3 protein-coding genes are annotated in these 20,160 nt (G+C 40.8%); all 3 read left to right on the forward strand.

The genetic code is table 11. From position 1 onward, the window contains the following. Positions 1-60: 60 nt before the first annotated feature. Genes UB51_RS01245 through UB51_RS01255 form a run of 3 tightly spaced genes read left to right on the forward strand, consistent with a single transcriptional unit; the run spans position 61 to position 20,155 of the window. Positions 61-7,830 (forward strand): non-ribosomal peptide synthetase, encoded by a 7,770-nt coding sequence (locus UB51_RS01245; RefSeq protein WP_044875726.1) that lies wholly within the window; start codon positions 61-63, stop codon positions 7,828-7,830. Positions 7,831-7,853: 23 nt separating this feature from the next. Further along, entirely contained in the window at positions 7,854-18,875 is an 11,022-nt protein-coding gene (locus tag UB51_RS01250) for a non-ribosomal peptide synthetase (RefSeq protein WP_052675720.1), read from the forward strand. Further along, positions 18,872-20,155 carry an MFS transporter gene (locus UB51_RS01255; RefSeq protein WP_044875727.1) on the forward strand — a complete coding sequence of 428 codons (1,284 nt, stop codon included), beginning with the start codon at positions 18,872-18,874 and terminating at the stop codon, positions 20,153-20,155. The genes UB51_RS01250 and UB51_RS01255 overlap by 4 nt, the downstream gene beginning before the upstream one ends. Positions 20,156-20,160 lie beyond the last annotated feature (5 nt).

The following is a 20,160-nucleotide window of genomic DNA, read 5'->3' on the forward strand; positions in this document are numbered from 1 at the left end:
TTGGAATGGACCGGATTGTTATTAATCCGGTTCGTATAGTAGATGGGGAGTGAATAACAAGTGTCCAATCCTGAAATAGAAAAAATATATCCACTAACGCCAACACAAGAAGGGATCCTGTTCCATTCCCTAATGGAACCCAATTCTGAAGCGTACTCTGAGTATGTTTCATTTACAATAAAAGGGGATATTCAACCGCAGATAATGGTGCAGAGTTTTATCAAATTGATCGAGCGTTATGACGTCTTAAGAACGGTGTTCATCTATACAGATGTGGATCAGCCGCTACAGATTGTCTTGGAAAATAGTGAACCACATATACACTTTAAGGATATATCTGCTCATAGTGATGAGGAGCAGAAACGTTTGATTGAGGATTATAAAATTCAGGATCAGGAGAAAGGCTTCGATCTGGAGACAGGGCCATTAATCAGAATGGCTATGTTCAAAGTCAATGAACAAATCTATAAAGTGATCTGGAGATTTCATCATATTATTATGGATGGCTGGTGTCTTGGTATTCTAGCACGAGATTTATTTCATATTTATGATTCCTTGGCGGGAGGGATTCGGCTACAACTGGGCTCTCTTTATCCATACAGCGACTATATTCAATGGTTAAGCGAACAGGATCAAGAAGAAGCTCTACAATATTGGAGGAATTATTTAGAGGATTACGAGCTGCGGGCAGTTATCCCATCCTCCAAAGGTGCGATACTTGAAGCAGGATTTGATCACCAAAAATATCATTTTAACTGGGATGCTGAGACGACCAGTAGACTTCAAAAATTTGCTGTAGACAATCAGGTTACGTTAAGTACGTTGTTTCATGCGATTTGGGGTATTCTGTTACAACAATATAATCATAGCGAAGATGTTGTCTTTGGTTCGGTAGTATCGGGAAGACCTCCTGAATTACCAGGGATTGAGAACATGGTCGGTTTATTTATTAATACGATCCCGTTACGAGTTAAATACGATACAAGTTCTACCTTCAAGGGTTTATTGAATGAAGTACATGATTCAATTCTAGATGCGAACAAATATAACTATGTCTCGTTGGCAGATATTCAGTCGGGAACTGTACTTAAGAATAATCTTATTAACCATATTATCGTGTTTGAGAATTATCCGTTGGATAAGGTAGTTGATGGCGATGAAGAACATCTTATTTCAATGATAGATAGTGAAATGATAGAACACACAAATTATGATTTGGACGTCACTGTATTTCCAGAGCGTGAGCTTGAAGTGTTGTTTACGTATAACGGATTTGTTTATGATGAGGATTTCCTTCGAAACGTAGAAGGCCACTTGAAACAAATTGTAACGATAGTATTAGAGGATGTAAATGTTAGAGTACAGGACATTGAAATGATCACCGTAGAAGAGAAACAAAGGATATTATCTAATTTTAATCAGACAGATACGGCCTACCGGTTCGACAAGCCTGTACATCAGCTGTTTGAAGAGCAAGCACGTAAATATCCACAAAAAATTGCGCTCATCTATAAAGAGGAGCAAATTACCTACGAACAGTTAAACAGCAATGCGAATCGGCTTGCGAGAATATTTATGGAACGCGGACTGCAGCATGGTGATTTTGCAGCGGTAATGCTGGAACGCTCCCCGCTCATGGTCGAGAGTATTTTGGCAGTATGGAAAGTTGGTGCGGCTTATATACCGGTGGATGTCCTTTACCCAGAAGAAAGGAAAGCAGGTATCATAGCCGATTCGAATGCTAAGATCGTAATCTCTATATCAGAATATGTAGAAGAAGGACTGTGTGCACGGTATCCGAATAGGTTCGTAGATGTAGGCAACCTCATATATTCATCAGATGAAGCTTTATCTACTGATGTTAGCCACCCGGTAGCAATTAACGACCTGGCATATACACTATTTACCTCTGGATCAACTGGCAAACCTAAAGGTGTAATGATCGAACATCTCGGCATGTTAAATCATATATGGGCCGAAGCAGATGATCTAGCATTGTCAGAGAATATCGTGTTTGCACAAACGGCGAATCATTGTTTTGATATTTCAGTATGGCAGTTTTTCGGCGCCTTAGTGCTTGGTGGAACAACAGTCATTTATTCAGATGATCTTATACTTGCACCTGAGCAGTTCTTAAATCAAGTTATTGATGATCAGGTGACATTGCTTGAAGTTGTGCCTTCATATTTAACGGTCTTGTTAGATTTAATGGAGGAGAAGTCTATTCAATTCCATCGTTTGCAGCATTTGATGATTACCGGGGAAGCAGCTACCCCTGCACTTGTAAAACGTTGGTTTACTCGTTGTCCAGATATTAAGATGGTGAATGCTTATGGACCGGCGGAGGCTTCAGATGATATTTGTCAATATGTTATGGATCAGGTACCAGCATATATAGAACATATCCCAGTTGGGAAGCCTTTGCCTAATATTCGTATGTATATCGTGAATGCTCAAATGCATTTGTGTCCGATTGGAGTGACCGGTGAAATTTGTGTGGCTGGAATTGCGGTTGGAAGAGGTTACCTTAATGATCCAGAGCGAACGGAAAAGGTCTTTATGGATGATCCATTTGCATTACAGTCGGGTGTTAGATTGTACAAAACAGGAGATTTGGGAAGATGGCTACCGGAGGGTAACATCGAATTTATAGGGCGCAAAGATCATCAGGTTAAAATTAGAGGTTTTCGAATTGAACTGGGTGAGATCGAGCATCGGTTAACAGAGTACGATCAAGTTCGAGAGGCTGTAGTTATCGTTAAAGAAGAGAACGGGACTGGAAAATATCTATGTGCTTATTACACGGCAAATATAGACATCAAACCTTCCGATATCAAAGCTAATTTATATACTTGTATGCCAGAATATATGATTCCGCAAGTCTTGGTACAGTTAAAGAACATGCCGCTTAATGCAAATGGGAAGATCAACCGCAGTCAATTACCTGAGCTTGTTCACGAGCGATCGGATACACCCTTTATACCCGCCAGCAATGAGATAGAAAAGATGCTGGTTACCATTTGGAGAGAGGTTTTAGGAGTGGAGAAGGTGAGTACTAAGGCTAACTTTTTTGAATTAGGTGGTCACTCTCTGAAAGCAACTGTTATTGTTTCTAAAATAAATGGGGAGCTCAGCGTGGATGTGAAAGTGAAGGATGTTTTTCAATTTCCGACCATTGTTGAGTTGGCACATCGAATTCAAGGATTAAGCGAATATACGACAACAAAGATTTCACCAGTTGAGATAAAAGACTATTACCCGGTCAGCCCCGCACAAAGAAGAATGTTTGTTTTACACACGTTGGAAGAGTTGGGATCAACAGCTTATAATATGCCGTTTGCATATCGTGTTCAAGGTTATTTGGATGCTGAGTACTTTAGACATGTAGTTACTAAGTTTATCGAACGTCATGAAGGATTTAGGACATCTTTTCAAGTGATTGATGGGGAGATTGTACAGGTCATTCATCCAGAAGTGGAATGTAAGCTAGAGATTGTGGATTTGCGAGACGCTTCTAACGATGAAATAAATCTAAGGGTATCATCTTTTATTCAACCATTCGATTTAGAGGTAGCTCCATTATTACGGTTTCAACTGCTTCATACCGGACAACAAGAGCATATTCTTCTCATTGACATGCATCATATTATTTCGGATGGATTGTCAGGAGCTATTATGCTGCGTGAGTTAGAACAGCTATATAAAGGTGAATTACTGACACCACTCGAGATTCAGTATAAGGATTTCGCAGTCTGGTTGAACGAACGGCTTGCCAGCGAAGAGATGAAAGAACATGAGACATATTGGTTAGAACACTTTAGCGGTGATTTGCCTGTACTGAACATCCCGCTGGATTATAGAAGGCCGCCCTTGCAGAGCTTTAACGGTCATACATTACATTTCACGATAAATCCCGAACTTTCAAGAGCTATCAAGGCACTTGTCAGTGAGTCAAGCTTTACTCTGTATTCGGTGTTGCTCGCTGCCTATAACGTAATGTTAATGAAATATTCGGGACAAGAGGACATCGTTGTAGGCTCACCGATAGCAGGCAGAAATCATCAAGATGTACAACAGATGCTGGGCATGTTTATTAATACTGTGGCACTTCGCAACTTTCCGGATCGTAATAAGACGTTTCGTCATTTTGTCCAAGAGGTTACGGAGCATACGCTATCGGCTATTGACCATCAGGATTTACCGTTTGAGCGATTAGTGGAAATGCTTGATGTTGCCAGAGATACAAGTCGCAATCCACTGTTTGACACCATGTTCAATTTGACAGATACGGAGGAACAGGAAATTCATATTGGTGGAATGCTTCTGACACCATACGAGCTTAAGAATAATATTGCTAAATTTGATCTTATGCTTGATGTGTACACAGATATTTCGGAGATCCACTTCGATCTGCAGTATAATACTGACTTATTTACGATATATACAGCAGAGAAATTCGGACGTCATTTAATAGAAATTCTGAATAAAGCCACTGCTAATCCGGATCTTCTGTTAGTGGAGCTGGATATGCTGACGTCTAATGAACATAAGGAAATGATCGATTTATGTACAGGAAGAGGGGCCGATTATGACTTTAGCCGAACTGTGCATGAACGGTTTGAACAGTTCGCAGTGGAACAGCCAGGTCGAGTTGCAGTGCTGTATGGTGGCAAAGAGATTACATATGCGGATCTGAATGCACAGGCGAATCGAATGGGTCATTATCTCCGTAGACGGTTAGGTAATTTCCAACCAGATACGGTTGTATCCGTTATGCTTGAGCGTTCTCCTACCTTTATTCAAAGTGTGCTCGGCGTGTGGAAGGCAGGCGGAGCTTACGTTCCTATCGATATTGAGTATGGTGTAAAGCGCAAAGCAGGCATATTAGAAGATTCTGGCGCTCAAGTGCTAATTACCCGTTCTGAATATTTGAAGGATGGATTGGATGCTTTATACGGTGGACTCATTGTATGTCTTGATCAGATTGAATCTGAATTATTGGAAGAAAATGATGACAATGTAGGCGTTAAGTCTGATGTAAATAGTCTAGCGTATATTTTATTTACCTCTGGATCGACAGGCAGGCCCAAAGGTGTAATGATCGAACATCTCGGCATGCTGAATCATATTTTGGCGGAAGCAGATGAACTAGGGTTGAATGGCGATCTCGTATTTGCCCAAAATGCAAATATTTGTTTTGATATTTCAGTCTGGCAATGTTTCGCCGCACTCGCACTAGGTGGTACAACAACGATTTATCCAAATGAACTTGTAATGGAAGTGGAGCGATTTATAGAGCGGGTGATAGAGGATAAAGTTACTCTCTTAGAAGTCGTTCCGTCCTATCTAGCGGTTATGTTAGATTCTATGGAAAAAACAAAGATACAGTTACGTTCTTTGCGTTATCTAATGATTACGGGAGAGACGATAAAGACGGATTTGGCTCAGAGATGGTTGGAGTTACACCCTGACATTAAATTAATTAATGCCTATGGTCCAGCGGAGGCTTCTGACGATATAAGCCAATACGTCATCGACAGCATACCAATGGGGATGGAGAACATTCCAATCGGTAAGCCTATTGCCAATGTAACCCTCTATGTGACAGATGAACAGATGAAATTATGCCCAGTTGGGGTGTTCGGGGAAATCTGTGTATCTGGCATCGGGGTAGGTAGAGGATATATTAATGATTCGGAAAGAACGTCTCAGGCGTTCATAAACAATCCTTTTGTAAAGGATGAAGGCAGAAATATTCGTCTCTATAGAACTGGAGATTTGGGACGCTGGCTCCCTGATGGGAATTTGGAGTTTATCGGGCGCAAAGACTTTCAGGTCAAAATTAGAGGATTTCGCATCGAGCTAGAGGAGATTGAAGTTAGTATTTCACAATATCCGAATATAAAGCAAACTGTGGTACTGGCACGCGAAGATGAGAAGGGGAGTAAATATCTGTGTGCCTATGTGGTAATGGAATCATCTGATACCGCTCTTGAAGATGTCTATCTTCGGGCACTCAAGGATCATCTGGAGAGTACGCTTCCCAACTATATGGTGCCTGCTTATTTCGTTACACTAGATCAAATGCCTCTATTAATTAGCGGTAAGATCGATAGAGCTGCTCTACCTGCCCCCAATCAAAGCACAGTTTGGAAAGCAGACTATACGGCGCCGCGAAATGAAGTGGAACAAGTACTAGCAGTGATTTGGGAAGAGGTTCTAGGAGTTACACAGATCGGAATCGACCATAATTTCTTTGGACTTGGAGGAGATTCGATCAGGGCGATTCAGATTTCCTCTAAATTGAGTAGTAGTGGTTACACGTTGAGAATGAAAGATCTGTTTCAAAATCCCGAGATCAGAAAATTGTCTAAATATGTTCAGTTAAATAACCGCGAAATAGATCAGAGTCCAGTAGAAGGGAATGTTGAACTTACGCCAATTCAACAATGGTTTTTCGAATGTGACTTCTCACCCGTTAATCACTGGAACCAAGCTGTTGTTTTATTCAAAAAGGATGGTTTTGAGGTAGATCTATTGTCAGAAGTATTGACAGAAGTGATCAGGCATCACGATGCATTAAGAATGGTTTATACGCGAGAAGAGGGGAAATGGACCCAGTATAATGAAGGACTTAACGATAGGGCAGAGCGTTCATGGTTTGATTTGTTCGTAACAACAGTACCAGACGGGGACGAAGGACGGATAGAAATATCCCGAGACATCGACCGGCTTCACGGAAGCATAGATTTAGCACAGGGACCCTTGGTCAAATTGGGTTTGTTCAAGAATAGTGCTGGAGACCATTTGGCGATCATTATTCACCATCTCGTGATGGATGGTATTTCTTGGCGCATTTTGTTTGAGGACTTAACGATGGCCTACAATCAGGCAGCGAATGGTGAATTGGTTCGACTACCAGCCAAAACGGATTCATTCCAAACTTGGGCAAAAGGGTTAAGGGAATATGCGAACAGTAAAGTTATGAGAAAGGAAATCGAATATTGGAACAAAGTAGAGTGCTTAGAAGTAAAGGCGCTACCTAAGTCGAGTAGCCCTTCAGATTCGATTAAAGTGGTAGATAATCTGATATACAGCTTCCAATTGTCGAAGATTGAAACGGAAAATTTGTTGGGAAAAGTACATGGAGCATATAGTACCGAAATCAATGATATTCTGCTCACTGCCTTGGGGAGAGCTGTACGGCAGTGGACAGGTGAGGAGAAAGTTTTAGTATGTCTTGAGGGACACGGCAGAGAAGAAATTATAAAAAATATAAATATTAGTAGAACGGTGGGCTGGTTTACTTCTGTGTATCCGGTTGTGTTAGATATGCTAAATTCACAGGATGTATCCTACCACATCAAGTCGGTCAAGGAAAATATAAGACGGATCCCCAACAAAGGAATCGGTTATGGGCTGTTAAGGTATCTCACAACGGAAGAGAATCGTGAGGATATAAAGTTTAACCTAGAACCGGAGATTAAATTCAACTATTTGGGGCAATTCGATACGGATGTGAACACGGACGTATTTAGCATTTCTGATGTTCCATATGGACAAACGGTAAGTCCAGATGCAGACAGAGAAATTGCATTAAATATCGGGGGACTAGTGGAAGAAGGCGGATTGATGATGTTTATCGAGTACAGCCTTCAGGAATATACGGAAGTAGAAATAACTAAGTTTGGGGATTATTTCAAAAAACAACTGACTGAAGTGATCAAGCATTGTATAGAGAAAGATGTGAAAGAGGTAACACCTTCCGATGTAGGTGCAGATGTGTCCATTGAGGAGTTAGAAGCCATTATGTCGTTTTATAACCATTAAATTATGTTCAGGGAGAGATGGTCATGAACAAAAAACTATCTATTGCGGGGGTATATAACCTAACCCCAATGCAAGAGGGGATGTTGTTTCATTCCTATTTAAATACGGATTCCCCTGCTTACTTTGAACAATTTTCTTGTACAGTCTCGGGGATACTGGATGTTCAATTGTTGGAGGACAGCTTTAATGTTCTAATCCAAAAATACGATGTGTTAAGGATGAATTTTCTCCACGAAAATATGAAAAATCCAAAGCAAATTGTGTTCAAAGAACGGAAGATGTCCATCTTTTATGAAGATATATCTCATATGAATACGTCAGATCAAGATCGATATATTAGAAATTCTATTGAAGCAGATCAGCAGAAGGGATTTGACTTGGCCAAGGACATGTTACTTCGGGCCACTGTGTTGTATGTAGATCAATATAAGTATAAGTTGATTTGGAGCTATCATCACATCATTTTAGATGGCTGGTGTTTAAAAACCATTGTGCAAGAACTGTTTGATGTGTACAAAACTTTAAGTCTGGACTTGCCTCTTGAACTCGACGATGCACCTCCCTTTGCGAATTATATTCAATGGTTAGACCAGCAGGATCGAGAAGAGGCACAGACCTACTGGTCCGATTATTTGCGGGACTATGATTCAGAGATTGAACTGCCGTCTCTTGGTAATCGGCGAAATGGAGTTGGCAAGGAACGAGACCCAGCAACGTTACAACGTGAGGGGAATCAACAAGAGGATCGAAACTATACGATACATGAGGAAACAGTTTTCAAGTTGGAACAGCTTGCTAAATCCCATCAAGTAACACTCAACACCGTATTACAGTCCGCATGGGCATTGTTAATGGGACGATACAATCGAACAGAAGACGTTGTCTTTGGTTCAGTCACATCGGGTCGACCGGCTGATGTGGAAGGAATAGAACAAATGATAGGATTATTTATTAACACAGTCCCGTCGAGAATTACATTTCACGGACAACAATCGTTTGCTTCATTAATTCAACAAGTTCAACAAACCTCCTTAGAAACGCAAAACTACGATTTTTACCCACTTGCAGAAATACAGTCCTTATCTTCTAAGAAACAAAAATTGATCAATCATATTTATGCTTTTCAGAATTATCCTGTCAGTGCTGAAGTGCTAGATAAATCCGATGAACCCTTTCATATTAGTGATCTTGAGGATTTTGAACAGACTCATTATGATTTCAACCTTATCATGATGCCAAACGATGGTTTGAAAGTAAAATTCAAATATAATGCTGCCCTATATGATCATGCTATGATGGACCGCTTGTTTCAACACTACGAGCAAGTGTTAAACACGGTCAGCCAAAATGCAGAAGTGCTGATTCGAGATATTTCTATTGTCACAATCGAAGAACATAATCAAATACTTCATGAATTTAACGATACCCAATCTGAGTATCCGAATGATCAGACGATCCTTCAATTGTTCGAAACACAGGTTGAGGGAAATTCTCAACAGATCGCAATCGTATATAAGGATATTAGGGTCACCTATAAGGAATTAAATGATAAGGCAGATCATCTTGCAGCTAGATTAAGACAAAGAGGCGTGAAGCCAGATCAGGTTGTTGGGATCATAGGCGACCGTTCATTGGACACTGTTGTTGGCATGCTTGGGATATTGAAGTCAGGTGGCGCTTATTTACCAATTGACCCGGAATACCCTACAGACCGAATAGACTATATGTTACTCGACAGCAAGGCGCAATGGGTAGTTACTCCAAAGTGTTATGCGGACCGTACGGTGAACGGGGTTGAGATGATCGTTATTGATGCTGATGAGCAAGCTGGAGAAGTCCATTCCTTTTCTCAACAGCCTTATCCGAAGCTAACCTCATCTAACTTGGCCTACGTAATGTATACTTCAGGTTCGACGGGCCGACCTAAAGGGGTTATGGTCGAACATCAAAATGTGGTGCGGCTGGTCAAAAACACTAATTATGTACCTTTTAATAAAGGGGATCGTATTTTACAAACAGGAGCTCCTGTGTTTGACGCCTGTACTTTCGAAATATGGGGTGCGTTGCTGAACGGTTTAGAGTTGTACATTATCGATAAGCAATCGATACTGGATCCACAAAAGTTGGGGGAAGCGTTACGTGAATATAATATAACCACAATGTGGTTAACATCACCACTGTTTAACCAATTGGCTCAGGAACAACCACAACTGTTTCATTCACTCCGTTATTTAATCGTAGGGGGTGATGCTCTTTCTCCTAAACATATTCACCGGGTGAAAGAACAGTGTGAAAGAACGACGATCATAAATGGTTACGGCCCGACAGAAAATACAACATTCTCGTGTTGCTTTACTATTAATACGATTGATGAGATGAGTATTCCGATCGGTGGACCGATTGCTCATTCCACGGCTTATGTGGTCGATTTATATGGACAATTAAGTCCAATCGGTGTTCCCGGTGAGCTGTGGGTAGGTGGTGACGGTGTTGCTCGAGGTTATATTAATAATGAAGAAATGACTTCGGATAAGTTCATCGATAGCCCATTTGTTACAGGAGAACGTATTTACCGCACAGGAGATGCCGTAAGTTGGCTTCCAGAAGGAATGATTGAATTTGTCGGTAGACTAGATAATCAAGTGAAAATTCGAGGATTTCGGATTGAAATTGGGGAAATTGAAGGCCGTATCCAATTGCATGAATCCGTTAAAGAGGCAGTAGTAGTGGTGTGGGATAAGGGCGATGGACATAACGTTTTATGTGCATATGTGGTATGTGATGGTGAAGTGTCCACATCAGAGATAAGACAATATGTAAAGGGATATCTTCCGGAATATATGATTCCTTCATATTGGATATTTCTTGATCAACTACCCCTTACTGCGAACGGTAAGGTTCACCGCCAGGCACTACCTGAACCTGAAGAAAATATCATGTATGAAGGAACATATATAGAGCCTCGTAATGATATAGAGAAAAGATTAGCTGATATCTGGAGTGAGATTCTGAAGGTGCACACCGTTGGCGTATATGATCATTTCTTTGAATTAGGAGGTCATTCTTTAAATGCTTTAAGGTTAGTCAATGAAATCAAAAAACAGTTCCAAATGGAGTTGCCGTTGGCTGACATATTTGAAAACCCTGTATTAGCAGAGATGGCAGTACGAATCAGCGGAGCTGAGGAAGTATGTTATACGGCGATAGAACCAGCCGAGATGGCTGAATTTCATCCTGTCTCCTCGGCGCAAAAACGGTTATTTATCCTAAATGGAATGGCAGGCACGGACACCGTTTATAATATGCCCTTTGTTATGCAGATAGAGGGTAAGCTCGATATCAATCGTTTAGAACAGGCATTCAAAACGTTAATTTCACGTCACGAGTCATTACGTACTTCCTTTGCTTTTCTCAAAGGAAATCCTGTTCAACAGGTACATGAGAGCGTATCTTTTGCAATAGATCATTTAGAAATCAATAATGAACTGGAAATAGAAGACATTGTTGAGAAATTTGTTATTCCATTTGATTTGGGATCAGCTCCTTTACTTCGTGTTGGATTAGCCAAGCGACAGGAAGAACAATATCTATTAATTGTTGATATCCATCATATCGTAGCTGACGGTTCTTCCATCGGAGTTATTGTGAAAGAATTCAGTGCTCTATACAACGATAATAGTGTGGCTAGTCTAGAGGCCATACGAATCCACTATAAAGATTATGCGGTCTGGCAGAACAAACAGGTTGGTCTCGGTGCTTTGGAACAACAGGAGAACTATTGGCTTGATCAATTCGTGGATGACCCTCCAGTCTTGAATATGCTGACTGACTATCCGAGACCACAAGTTCAAAGTTTCGAAGGGGCTGTTGCATCCGTAGAAATCGACGGAGAACTGTCGTCTAGGTTAAAGCAGCTAGCAAGTGTAACGGGAACAACGTTGTATATGGTAATGCTTGCCGCTTACAGTGTCCTGTTATCTAAATATACATCCCAAGAGGATATCGTTATTGGCTCTCCAACAGCGGGTAGATCTCATGCGGATGTAAATCATATGATCGGTATGTTTATCAATACGTTGGCTGTACGTGTAAGGCCGGAAACTGAACAAACATTCTCTGTTTTTCTAGAAGGAATGAAGCAAACGACACTGAAGGCTTTTGAAAATCAAGAGTATCAATATGAAGATCTTATAGAAAAACTCGGATTAAGACGGGATATGAGCCGCAACCCACTGTTCGATACTATGTTTACGTTACAAAATATAGATATTCAGGAGGTCGCCTTAAACGAACTAACCACCCAATCCTATTCATGGGAGGGTCATGTGTCTAAATTTGATTTGACATTGACAGTGGTAGAACAAGAACAAGGATTGTTGATTGATGCAGAATATGCGACCAAATTATTTAAACCCAGCACGATAGCGAGGTTGCTAGAGCATTACACAAATATTTTACGAGCTATCGTAGCTAACAGAGAACTAAAACTCTCTGAAATTGAGTTGCTGTCACCAATGGAACGGCATCAATTGCTTGTTGACTTTAATGGCACTCCTACGGAATACTCGCGCAATCGTACGGTACATGAATTGTTCGAGGAACAGGTGGAGAGAAGACCTAACAACATCGCAGTTGTATACAAAGATCAGCAAATAACTTACAAAGAATTGAACGTACAAGCGAATCGACTCTCTCTAGCGTTACGTGCTAAAGGTGTCAAGCCGGGGAGTATTACGGCCATTATGGTCGAGCATTCAGTTGAAATGATTGTCAGTGTGTTAGCTGTATTGAAGGCTGGGGGAGCTTACCTTCCAATTGATCATGAATATCCAAGCGACCGCATTACTTATATCATTGAGGATAGCCAAGCGAGTTTATTGCTAACCAGAAGTAGCTTGATCCAGACATGGGATTCGAATGTTCAAGTGATCGACTTGGAAGAAATGATAAATGAATCACAGTCATTTCCGCCGATGTCATCGATAGTCTCATCCTCTGATCTGGCCTATATTATCTATACTTCTGGTTCAACCGGTAAGCCAAAAGGAGTCATGATCGAGCATCATTCCTTAAGTAATATGACGCAATGGTTTCAGACGTATTATAAACTAACAGATTCAGATAAATGTACGAAGTATGCTGGATTCGGTTTTGATGCCTCGGTATGGGAAATTTTCCCGACTCTGTTATCAGGTAGTGAACTGCACATTATTTCAGAAGAAATTCGATATGATGTACAACAGTTAGCAGAGTACTACAATAGAACGGGAATTTCCGTTAGCTTCCTGCCCACTGCTGTTTGTGAGCAGTTTATCCAACTAGATAACCACTCACTTCGCATGTTGATCACTGGAGGAGATAAGCTCAGAGTATATAAGGACACGCCTTATGAGCTCGTTAATAATTATGGTCCAACGGAGAACACGGTTGTTACTTCAGCATTTAAAGTGAATGAAAAGTACGACAACATTCCCATCGGTAAGCCGATCGACAACGTAAGAGTCTATATTTTGGATCATAATAAGAGGCTTCTTCCTATCGGAGCTCCTGGAGAACTATGTATTGCAGGGGATAGTTTAGCCAGAGGATATGTTAATCATCCTGACCTGACAGCGGACAAATTTATGGAGGATCCTTTTTATCCTGGAGAAAGAATGTACAGAACTGGCGATCTGGCGAGATGGCTACCCGAAGGGGATTTGGAATATCTAGGCCGTATAGATGAACAAGTGAAAATCCGTGGTTTCCGAATCGAATTGGGAGAAGTTGAAAGTGCGATTCTAAAGCAAGCAGAGATCACGGAGGCTATTGTTGTAGCAGTAGATAACCAGCATCAAGAGAAGGAACTGTGTGCGTATATCGTTTCGGCTTGTGAACTTAAGGTGAGAGAACTGAGAGGGCATTTAGCTCGGGAATTGCCTGAATATATGATCCCTACTCAATATATATTTATAGAGGAACTACCCCTGACAGCGAATGGAAAAGTGAATCGTCATGTGTTACCACAACCGGATTTTACATCCGCATCGTCAGACAATGATGTCGCGCCTCGCAATGAAACCGAAAAGAAGCTTGCGGGTATTTGGACGGATGTTCTCAAGGTCTCACCTATTGGGGCGAATAGTCATTTCTTTGAGCTTGGAGGGCATTCATTAAAAGCGGCCACGTTGACAGCGAGTATCAATGAAGCCTTCCACGTAGAGCTTCCATTAAGCGGAGTATTTCATAATCCGATACTTGAACAGATGGCTGTGTGCATTGATACTTTAGAACGAAGCGTCTACACAAGAATTGAACACGCACCGCAAAGAGATCATTATCCGGTATCGTCTGCACAAAAACGGTTGTTGATCCTAAACGAGTTAGAAGGAGCAGGTACAGCCTACAATATGCCATTTGTTATGCAATTGACCGGCAGGCTGGATCGTAAGCAACTACAGCATACGTTCGATGTTCTTATTCACAGACACGCTGCTTTTAGAACTTCGTTCCAGCTTAAAGACGGGGAACTGATACAAATTGTGCATAAGGATGCTCCGTTTACCATTCATGAGATGGAGATTAGCGATGAGAAGGGCGTCATTGCCGATACCGTTAAGCAATTTGTCACACCGTTTGATTTGAGAAAAGCCCCGTTAATTCGGGTGGGATTGGCAATATTGAACAAGGACAAGCATATATTGATGATCGATATGCATCACATTATTTCTGATGGGGCATCGATCCGTCTTTTGGTAGATGAACTGGGTCTTCTATACAGTGGTGGTAAGCTAAGCGAAAATGTACCACAGATTGAATATAAAGATTATGCAGTCTGGCAGAGTAAGGTGCTTCAAAGCGAACAGTTTAGGAGTCAGGAGCAATATTGGTTGGAGCGTCTCAAGGGTGAATTGCCAGTATTAACACTTCCTACCGATTATCCAAGGCCACAGATGCAGAGCTTCGAGGGAGATAGTATTTCTGTCACAATCGATAGGGACTTAAGCTTAAGAATAATAGAATTAGCTACTGAAACAGGGTCTACATTGTATATGTTTTTACTTGCGGCATATAACGTTTTGCTATCTAAATACGCAAATCAAGAAGATATTATTGTCGGAACACCGTCAGCCGGAAAATCTCAAAAAGAATTAGGAAATGTTATAGGCATTTTCGTGAATACACTTGCGATTCGCAGTCATCCAGAAGGAAATAAGCGCTTCAAAGACTTTCTAGAAGAAGTAAAAGAACATACGATACAAGCGTTTGAGAATCAACAGGTTCAATATGAGGATCTCATCGAAAAATTGGATATTCAACGCGATGTAAGTCGGAATCCACTGTTTGACACAATGTTTGCGGTAGACAATATCGGGGTGGAAGAGATTCAGTTAGACGGTCTGCATATGGAATTGTATCCGTTTGATAACAAATCCTCCAAATTTGATTTAATGGTTACAGCTACAGAAGATAAGTTGGATATCCGTTTGGATGTTGAATATGGGGTTAAGCTTTTCAAGAAAAGTACGATAGAACGATTCATTGCTCACTACATTCATATTTTACGAGCTGTGACAGATAACATGCAGATGAAACTATCCAGTATTGGTCTGTTGCTGGAGGAAGAACGTCGTCAGATTGTCGTTGACTTCAATGGTACAACAACAAACTATCCTCACCAGACTATACATGAACTGTTTGAGGAGCAAGCTTCTTATAATGCAGATCGGATCGCGCTTGTATGTAATGATACGGAGCTGACTTACCGTGAGCTAAATGCTAAAGCGAACCAGCTTGCCCGAATATTACGGAACAAAGGAATTGGCCCTGACCGAATTGTTGCAATTATAGGTGACCGTACTTTAGAGATGATAATCGGGATGCTTGCTATTCTGAAAGCCGGAGGGGCGTACCTTCCGATTGATCCGGATTATCCAATGGATAGGGTCGAATATTTCCTTAGGAACAGTGGAGCTGAAATTATGCTTGCCCGGAGTTGTTATACAGACAGGGGTATCGATGGAGTAGAAGTCATCGTTCTAGAATATGACCGACTAGATGACAAGAATGCCCCTAATCTTCATCACGATACCAAACCCAACCATCTCGCTTACGTGATGTATACGTCCGGTTCTACAGGTCTACCCAAGGGTGTAATGATCGAGCATCTTGGCGTTGCACGGCTGGTGAAAAACACGAACTATGTACACTTTAGTGAAGAGGATCGGGTATTACAGACGGCTGCTCCAGTATTTGATGTCAGTATTTTTGATATTTGGGGAGCGCTTCTGAATGGAGCGCGGTTATATTTAGTCGATAAATTTACTTTGTTGGACCCGATACGAGTGGAATCGGTAATACAACAAAATAACATTACGACTTTATGGTTAACATCACCACTATTTACCCAGTTCGCTCAACAAAAGCCGGATATGTTTCGCACTGTACGTTACTTAATCGTAGGCGGGGATGTATTGTCACCTAAACATATTCAACTTGTGAGAGATCACTGCGAACAATTAACAATCGTGAATGGATATGGACCAACGGAGAATACTTCATTCTCTTGCTGTTTTATCATTGAAGAAACATTTGAGAAGAGTGTGCCCATTGGACAGCCAATTAGCAATTCAACTGCATATATCGTAGATAAAAATGGTAATTTGAATCCAATTGGTGTTCCTGGGGAACTTTGGGTCGGAGGAGATGGTGTTGCACGCGGGTATATAAACAATGAAGAGTTGACCAGACAGAAATTTATGCCGAACCCATTTATAGAAGGTGACCGAGTCTATCGGACAGGGGATGCGGCGAAATGGCTTCCAGACGGTACGATTGAGTATATTGGAAGAATGGACAATCAGGTTAAAATTAGAGGTTTTCGAGTTGAAATTGGGGAAATCGAAAACTACCTTCTCAGTCATCCAGCCGTCAAGGAGGTAGTGATTCTCGTCAAGCATAACGAAGAAACCAACAAATTCCTTTGCGCTTATGTGGTGGCAGAAGGTGAATTAACAGTTCATTCTGTTAAAGAATATTTGAATCAGCAATTGCCTGATTATATGATTCCGTCCGCATTTGTATTTATGGAACAACTCCCATTGAATGTGAATGGGAAGGTGGACCGCAAAGCGCTACCTGAGCCGGAATATAGTGGAAGCAAGTTAGAATATACAGCGCCAAGAAACGAGATAGAGAGTGAAATCGTACAGATTTGGTCTAAGATTCTTGGGATCGAGCGCGTTAGCATATATGACAACTTTTTTGAACTCGGCGGGCATTCATTAAAAGCAATTCAAATGGTATCGAAGCTGATGGAATTCGGATGGGATGTGAGTATTAACCAAGTATTTGCACATCAAACACCTGCCGAATTAGCGGTTTATGTGAATAAATCGATGGTTCTTCATAAACATCAGATTACCGATATCCAGATAGCAGAACAGTGGCTCAGCGAGAATATACAACGGACATGCAGATGGATGACTTATTTGGTTGAGGACGATGAATACTCAGTCCTCCACATTTCTGGTCTTGATGAGGCGCTGAGGTCAGAAATTGAACTTCTGATTACAGAACAGCTTGATCATACTATTCAACCGCATTACATCATTGACTTTGATGAACTTCCTGTAGGGTATTTAGAGCAGAAAATAAGTCGACAGGCGTTTAACGCAATTCTTAATTTACAGCAGGGACAATCTTCACATTGGGTGGACAGCATACTTGCACCCATTGAGCGAATGCAGGCGTTGTATACGGACGAAATAATAAGCGGTCAAGTGGTAAAAGAATATGACATTTCACCGTCCCAAATGTATCACTTTAAACATAGGGATGTTTCAGGAACGATGGTGAAATGGCATAAGGCAATTCATCCAGAACGGTTACGACAGACGCTACAACACATTGTATCTAATGAAGAAGTGATGCGAAGTGTACTGGTTCAAGGGAAGGGAGATGAGGATTGTTACTGGCAGCTTTATGAGCAGCCGGAACATTTGAATTTACCCATGATTGATATTTCTCACTTTGATCCTAATACACAAATGGATATCCTGAGATTATTAATGGACAAGTTCTTCATTAAACCCTATTTGGATTCTGATTCAATCATGTACCGTGTGCTACTTATCAAGCAGAATGTGAAAGAATATTTGTTGTTGCTCCCATTCTCTCATACGATCTTTGATTACATGAGTAATGAGATTCTGCGTAATCAAGTGAATGAACATTATGAGACCCTGAATCAAGGAATGGTTATTGAGAACAAACGAGGTGTAACTTTTACAGACTTTATTGCTCAAATTTGCAGAGGTCCAGAACGCATATCAGCTACTAAATTCAATGAAGTCTATGATATTCACAGTTTTGGTACTTCTTCGAGACAGATTGCCACAAGAATGCAACGTCACAGCAACGATACGTTGATGACTATTATTAACCATGACATCAAGATAGACATTCAATCGGATCAGCTTGATGCTGAGGATAAGTGGAAGACAGCGATGGGTATTTTTGTGAGATTTTTCAGCACTTACTTTGACATGGAGCAGATACCGATGTGGATGACCCACTTTGGGAGACAGTATGCTGATGAATCATATTTTGATATCGTCGGTGAATGTATTGATTACATTCCGCTCTTGCTTAATAGTGAAAAGGATATCGATATTCAGTGTGAAATGATAACACAAAAAATACAGTTAGCATCTGATCATAACATCCATTTTGCTAATCTGTTGTACAACGAATCGGTAGAGCCAGCATTTTTAGATGCTAGAAATGCACTTCTCAATGCTTTTGAGGAGATGCCTATCAATTTCAATTATTTAGGCGAGCTTAGTGAAGAAGCGGATTTAGATTATTTGGATGCAGAAGGTGTGAATTGTGACGATCCGAATCGGATTCTCTACATGACCTGGCACAAGGGCAACAATATTCATATTACGATGGTGCTCCCTTGCGAGGAAGACAAGGATTCCATTCGCGATTTGCTGGATGAGGTAGCACAAAAACAAATACATGGTTATACTTCTGGACAATTGAAAGGTGTAAACATATGAGGGATTCAAGAAACATTGCTATTTTCAGTTTAAGTCGGTTAATCTCCGAGCTTGGAACGTCTGTTTTTCGCTTTGCGCTGAGTCTTTATATTTTAGATTTAACAGGTTCAGCAAGTATGTTTGCTCTTGTGTTAAGTTTTACTTACATTCCAGGTATATTTGTTAATATTTTTGCAGGAGTGTTTGTTGATCGGAGCAATAAAAAACGAATTATGGTGATTACAGATTTACTTAGCGGTATTTCTATCTTGCTGTTGATGTTCATGTTTCAATTCTTTCATGACAGCATTATGTTATTTATCGTGTATGCGATGGTGCTTAGCACACTTCAAGCTTTTTTTATGCTAGCGGTAAATGCGTCTGTTCCCAATATAGTTGCTACGGAAAAGGTAGCTGCCGTGAACTCCAGCAATCAGGGTATAGGTGCTCTGATCAGTATATTGGGTCCAGTAATTGGAGCTGTAGCATACAGTAAATTTGGTCTGGAGAAAATCTTTTTGCTGGATGGAGTATCATTTATTCTTTCAGGTTTTCTTAATATGCTATTGATATTTACAGTTAGAAAGGATCATACGGTAGAGCAGAAACGTTATTTGGACAGTTTGAAGGATGTCTACCACTACATTAAACAACGTGCTGCCATTAAGTATCTGTTGACAATCTTCGTAATTATTAACTTTATCATTGGACCTGCTTTATCTCTCATATTACCTTTTATTGTCTATCAGGCACTGAAAATGTCGCCAGAGCAGTTGTCATATATTGAAGCAGCATTAGCAACAGGTGTTATAGTTGGGGCTTTGCTCGTATCGGTCCCCAAAATCAATCGGTTTGTAACAAATAAAATTTTCATTCTTATTCAGCTTCAAGCGCTAATGATTATTTTGTGGATGTTTCCGAAATGGCCGATCATTGATACTAATGTACACATTGTACTTATGGTCGGATATATGATCGTATTAGCGTTTACAGGTGTATTCAATACAATGGGAAATATCCCAATGCTCTCTTATGTACAAATTTATATCCCTGAGCATATGAGAGCTAGTATTTTGGGTGTGGTAAGTACGGTCACCACCATTGCAGTACCCGTCGGTATGTGGGTATACGGTGCTACATTGGAAGTGTTTGACTGGTCATATATCACCGTGATTTCTGGTGTAGGTCTTCTTATTGTTGGTATTATCGCTCATCGTAACCGTGAACTTAGAGAGTTTTTCAGCCAGACTATCGAACCAGAAACGATTAGAACGCCGGGAGTACGCGAAGTTGATATCTAGGTATG

Source organism: Paenibacillus sp. IHBB 10380 (assembly GCF_000949425.1).
Classification (GTDB): domain Bacteria; phylum Bacillota; class Bacilli; order Paenibacillales; family Paenibacillaceae; genus Paenibacillus_AQ.

Excerpts from the sequence above, each read along its gene's own strand:
- UB51_RS01255 (WP_044875727.1), top strand. The coding sequence starts at position 18,872 with ATGAGGGATTCAAGAAACATTGCTATTTTCAGTTTAAGTCGGTTAATC.
- UB51_RS01250 (WP_052675720.1), top strand. The coding sequence starts at position 7,854 with ATGAACAAAAAACTATCTATTGCGGGGGTATATAACCTAACCCCAATG.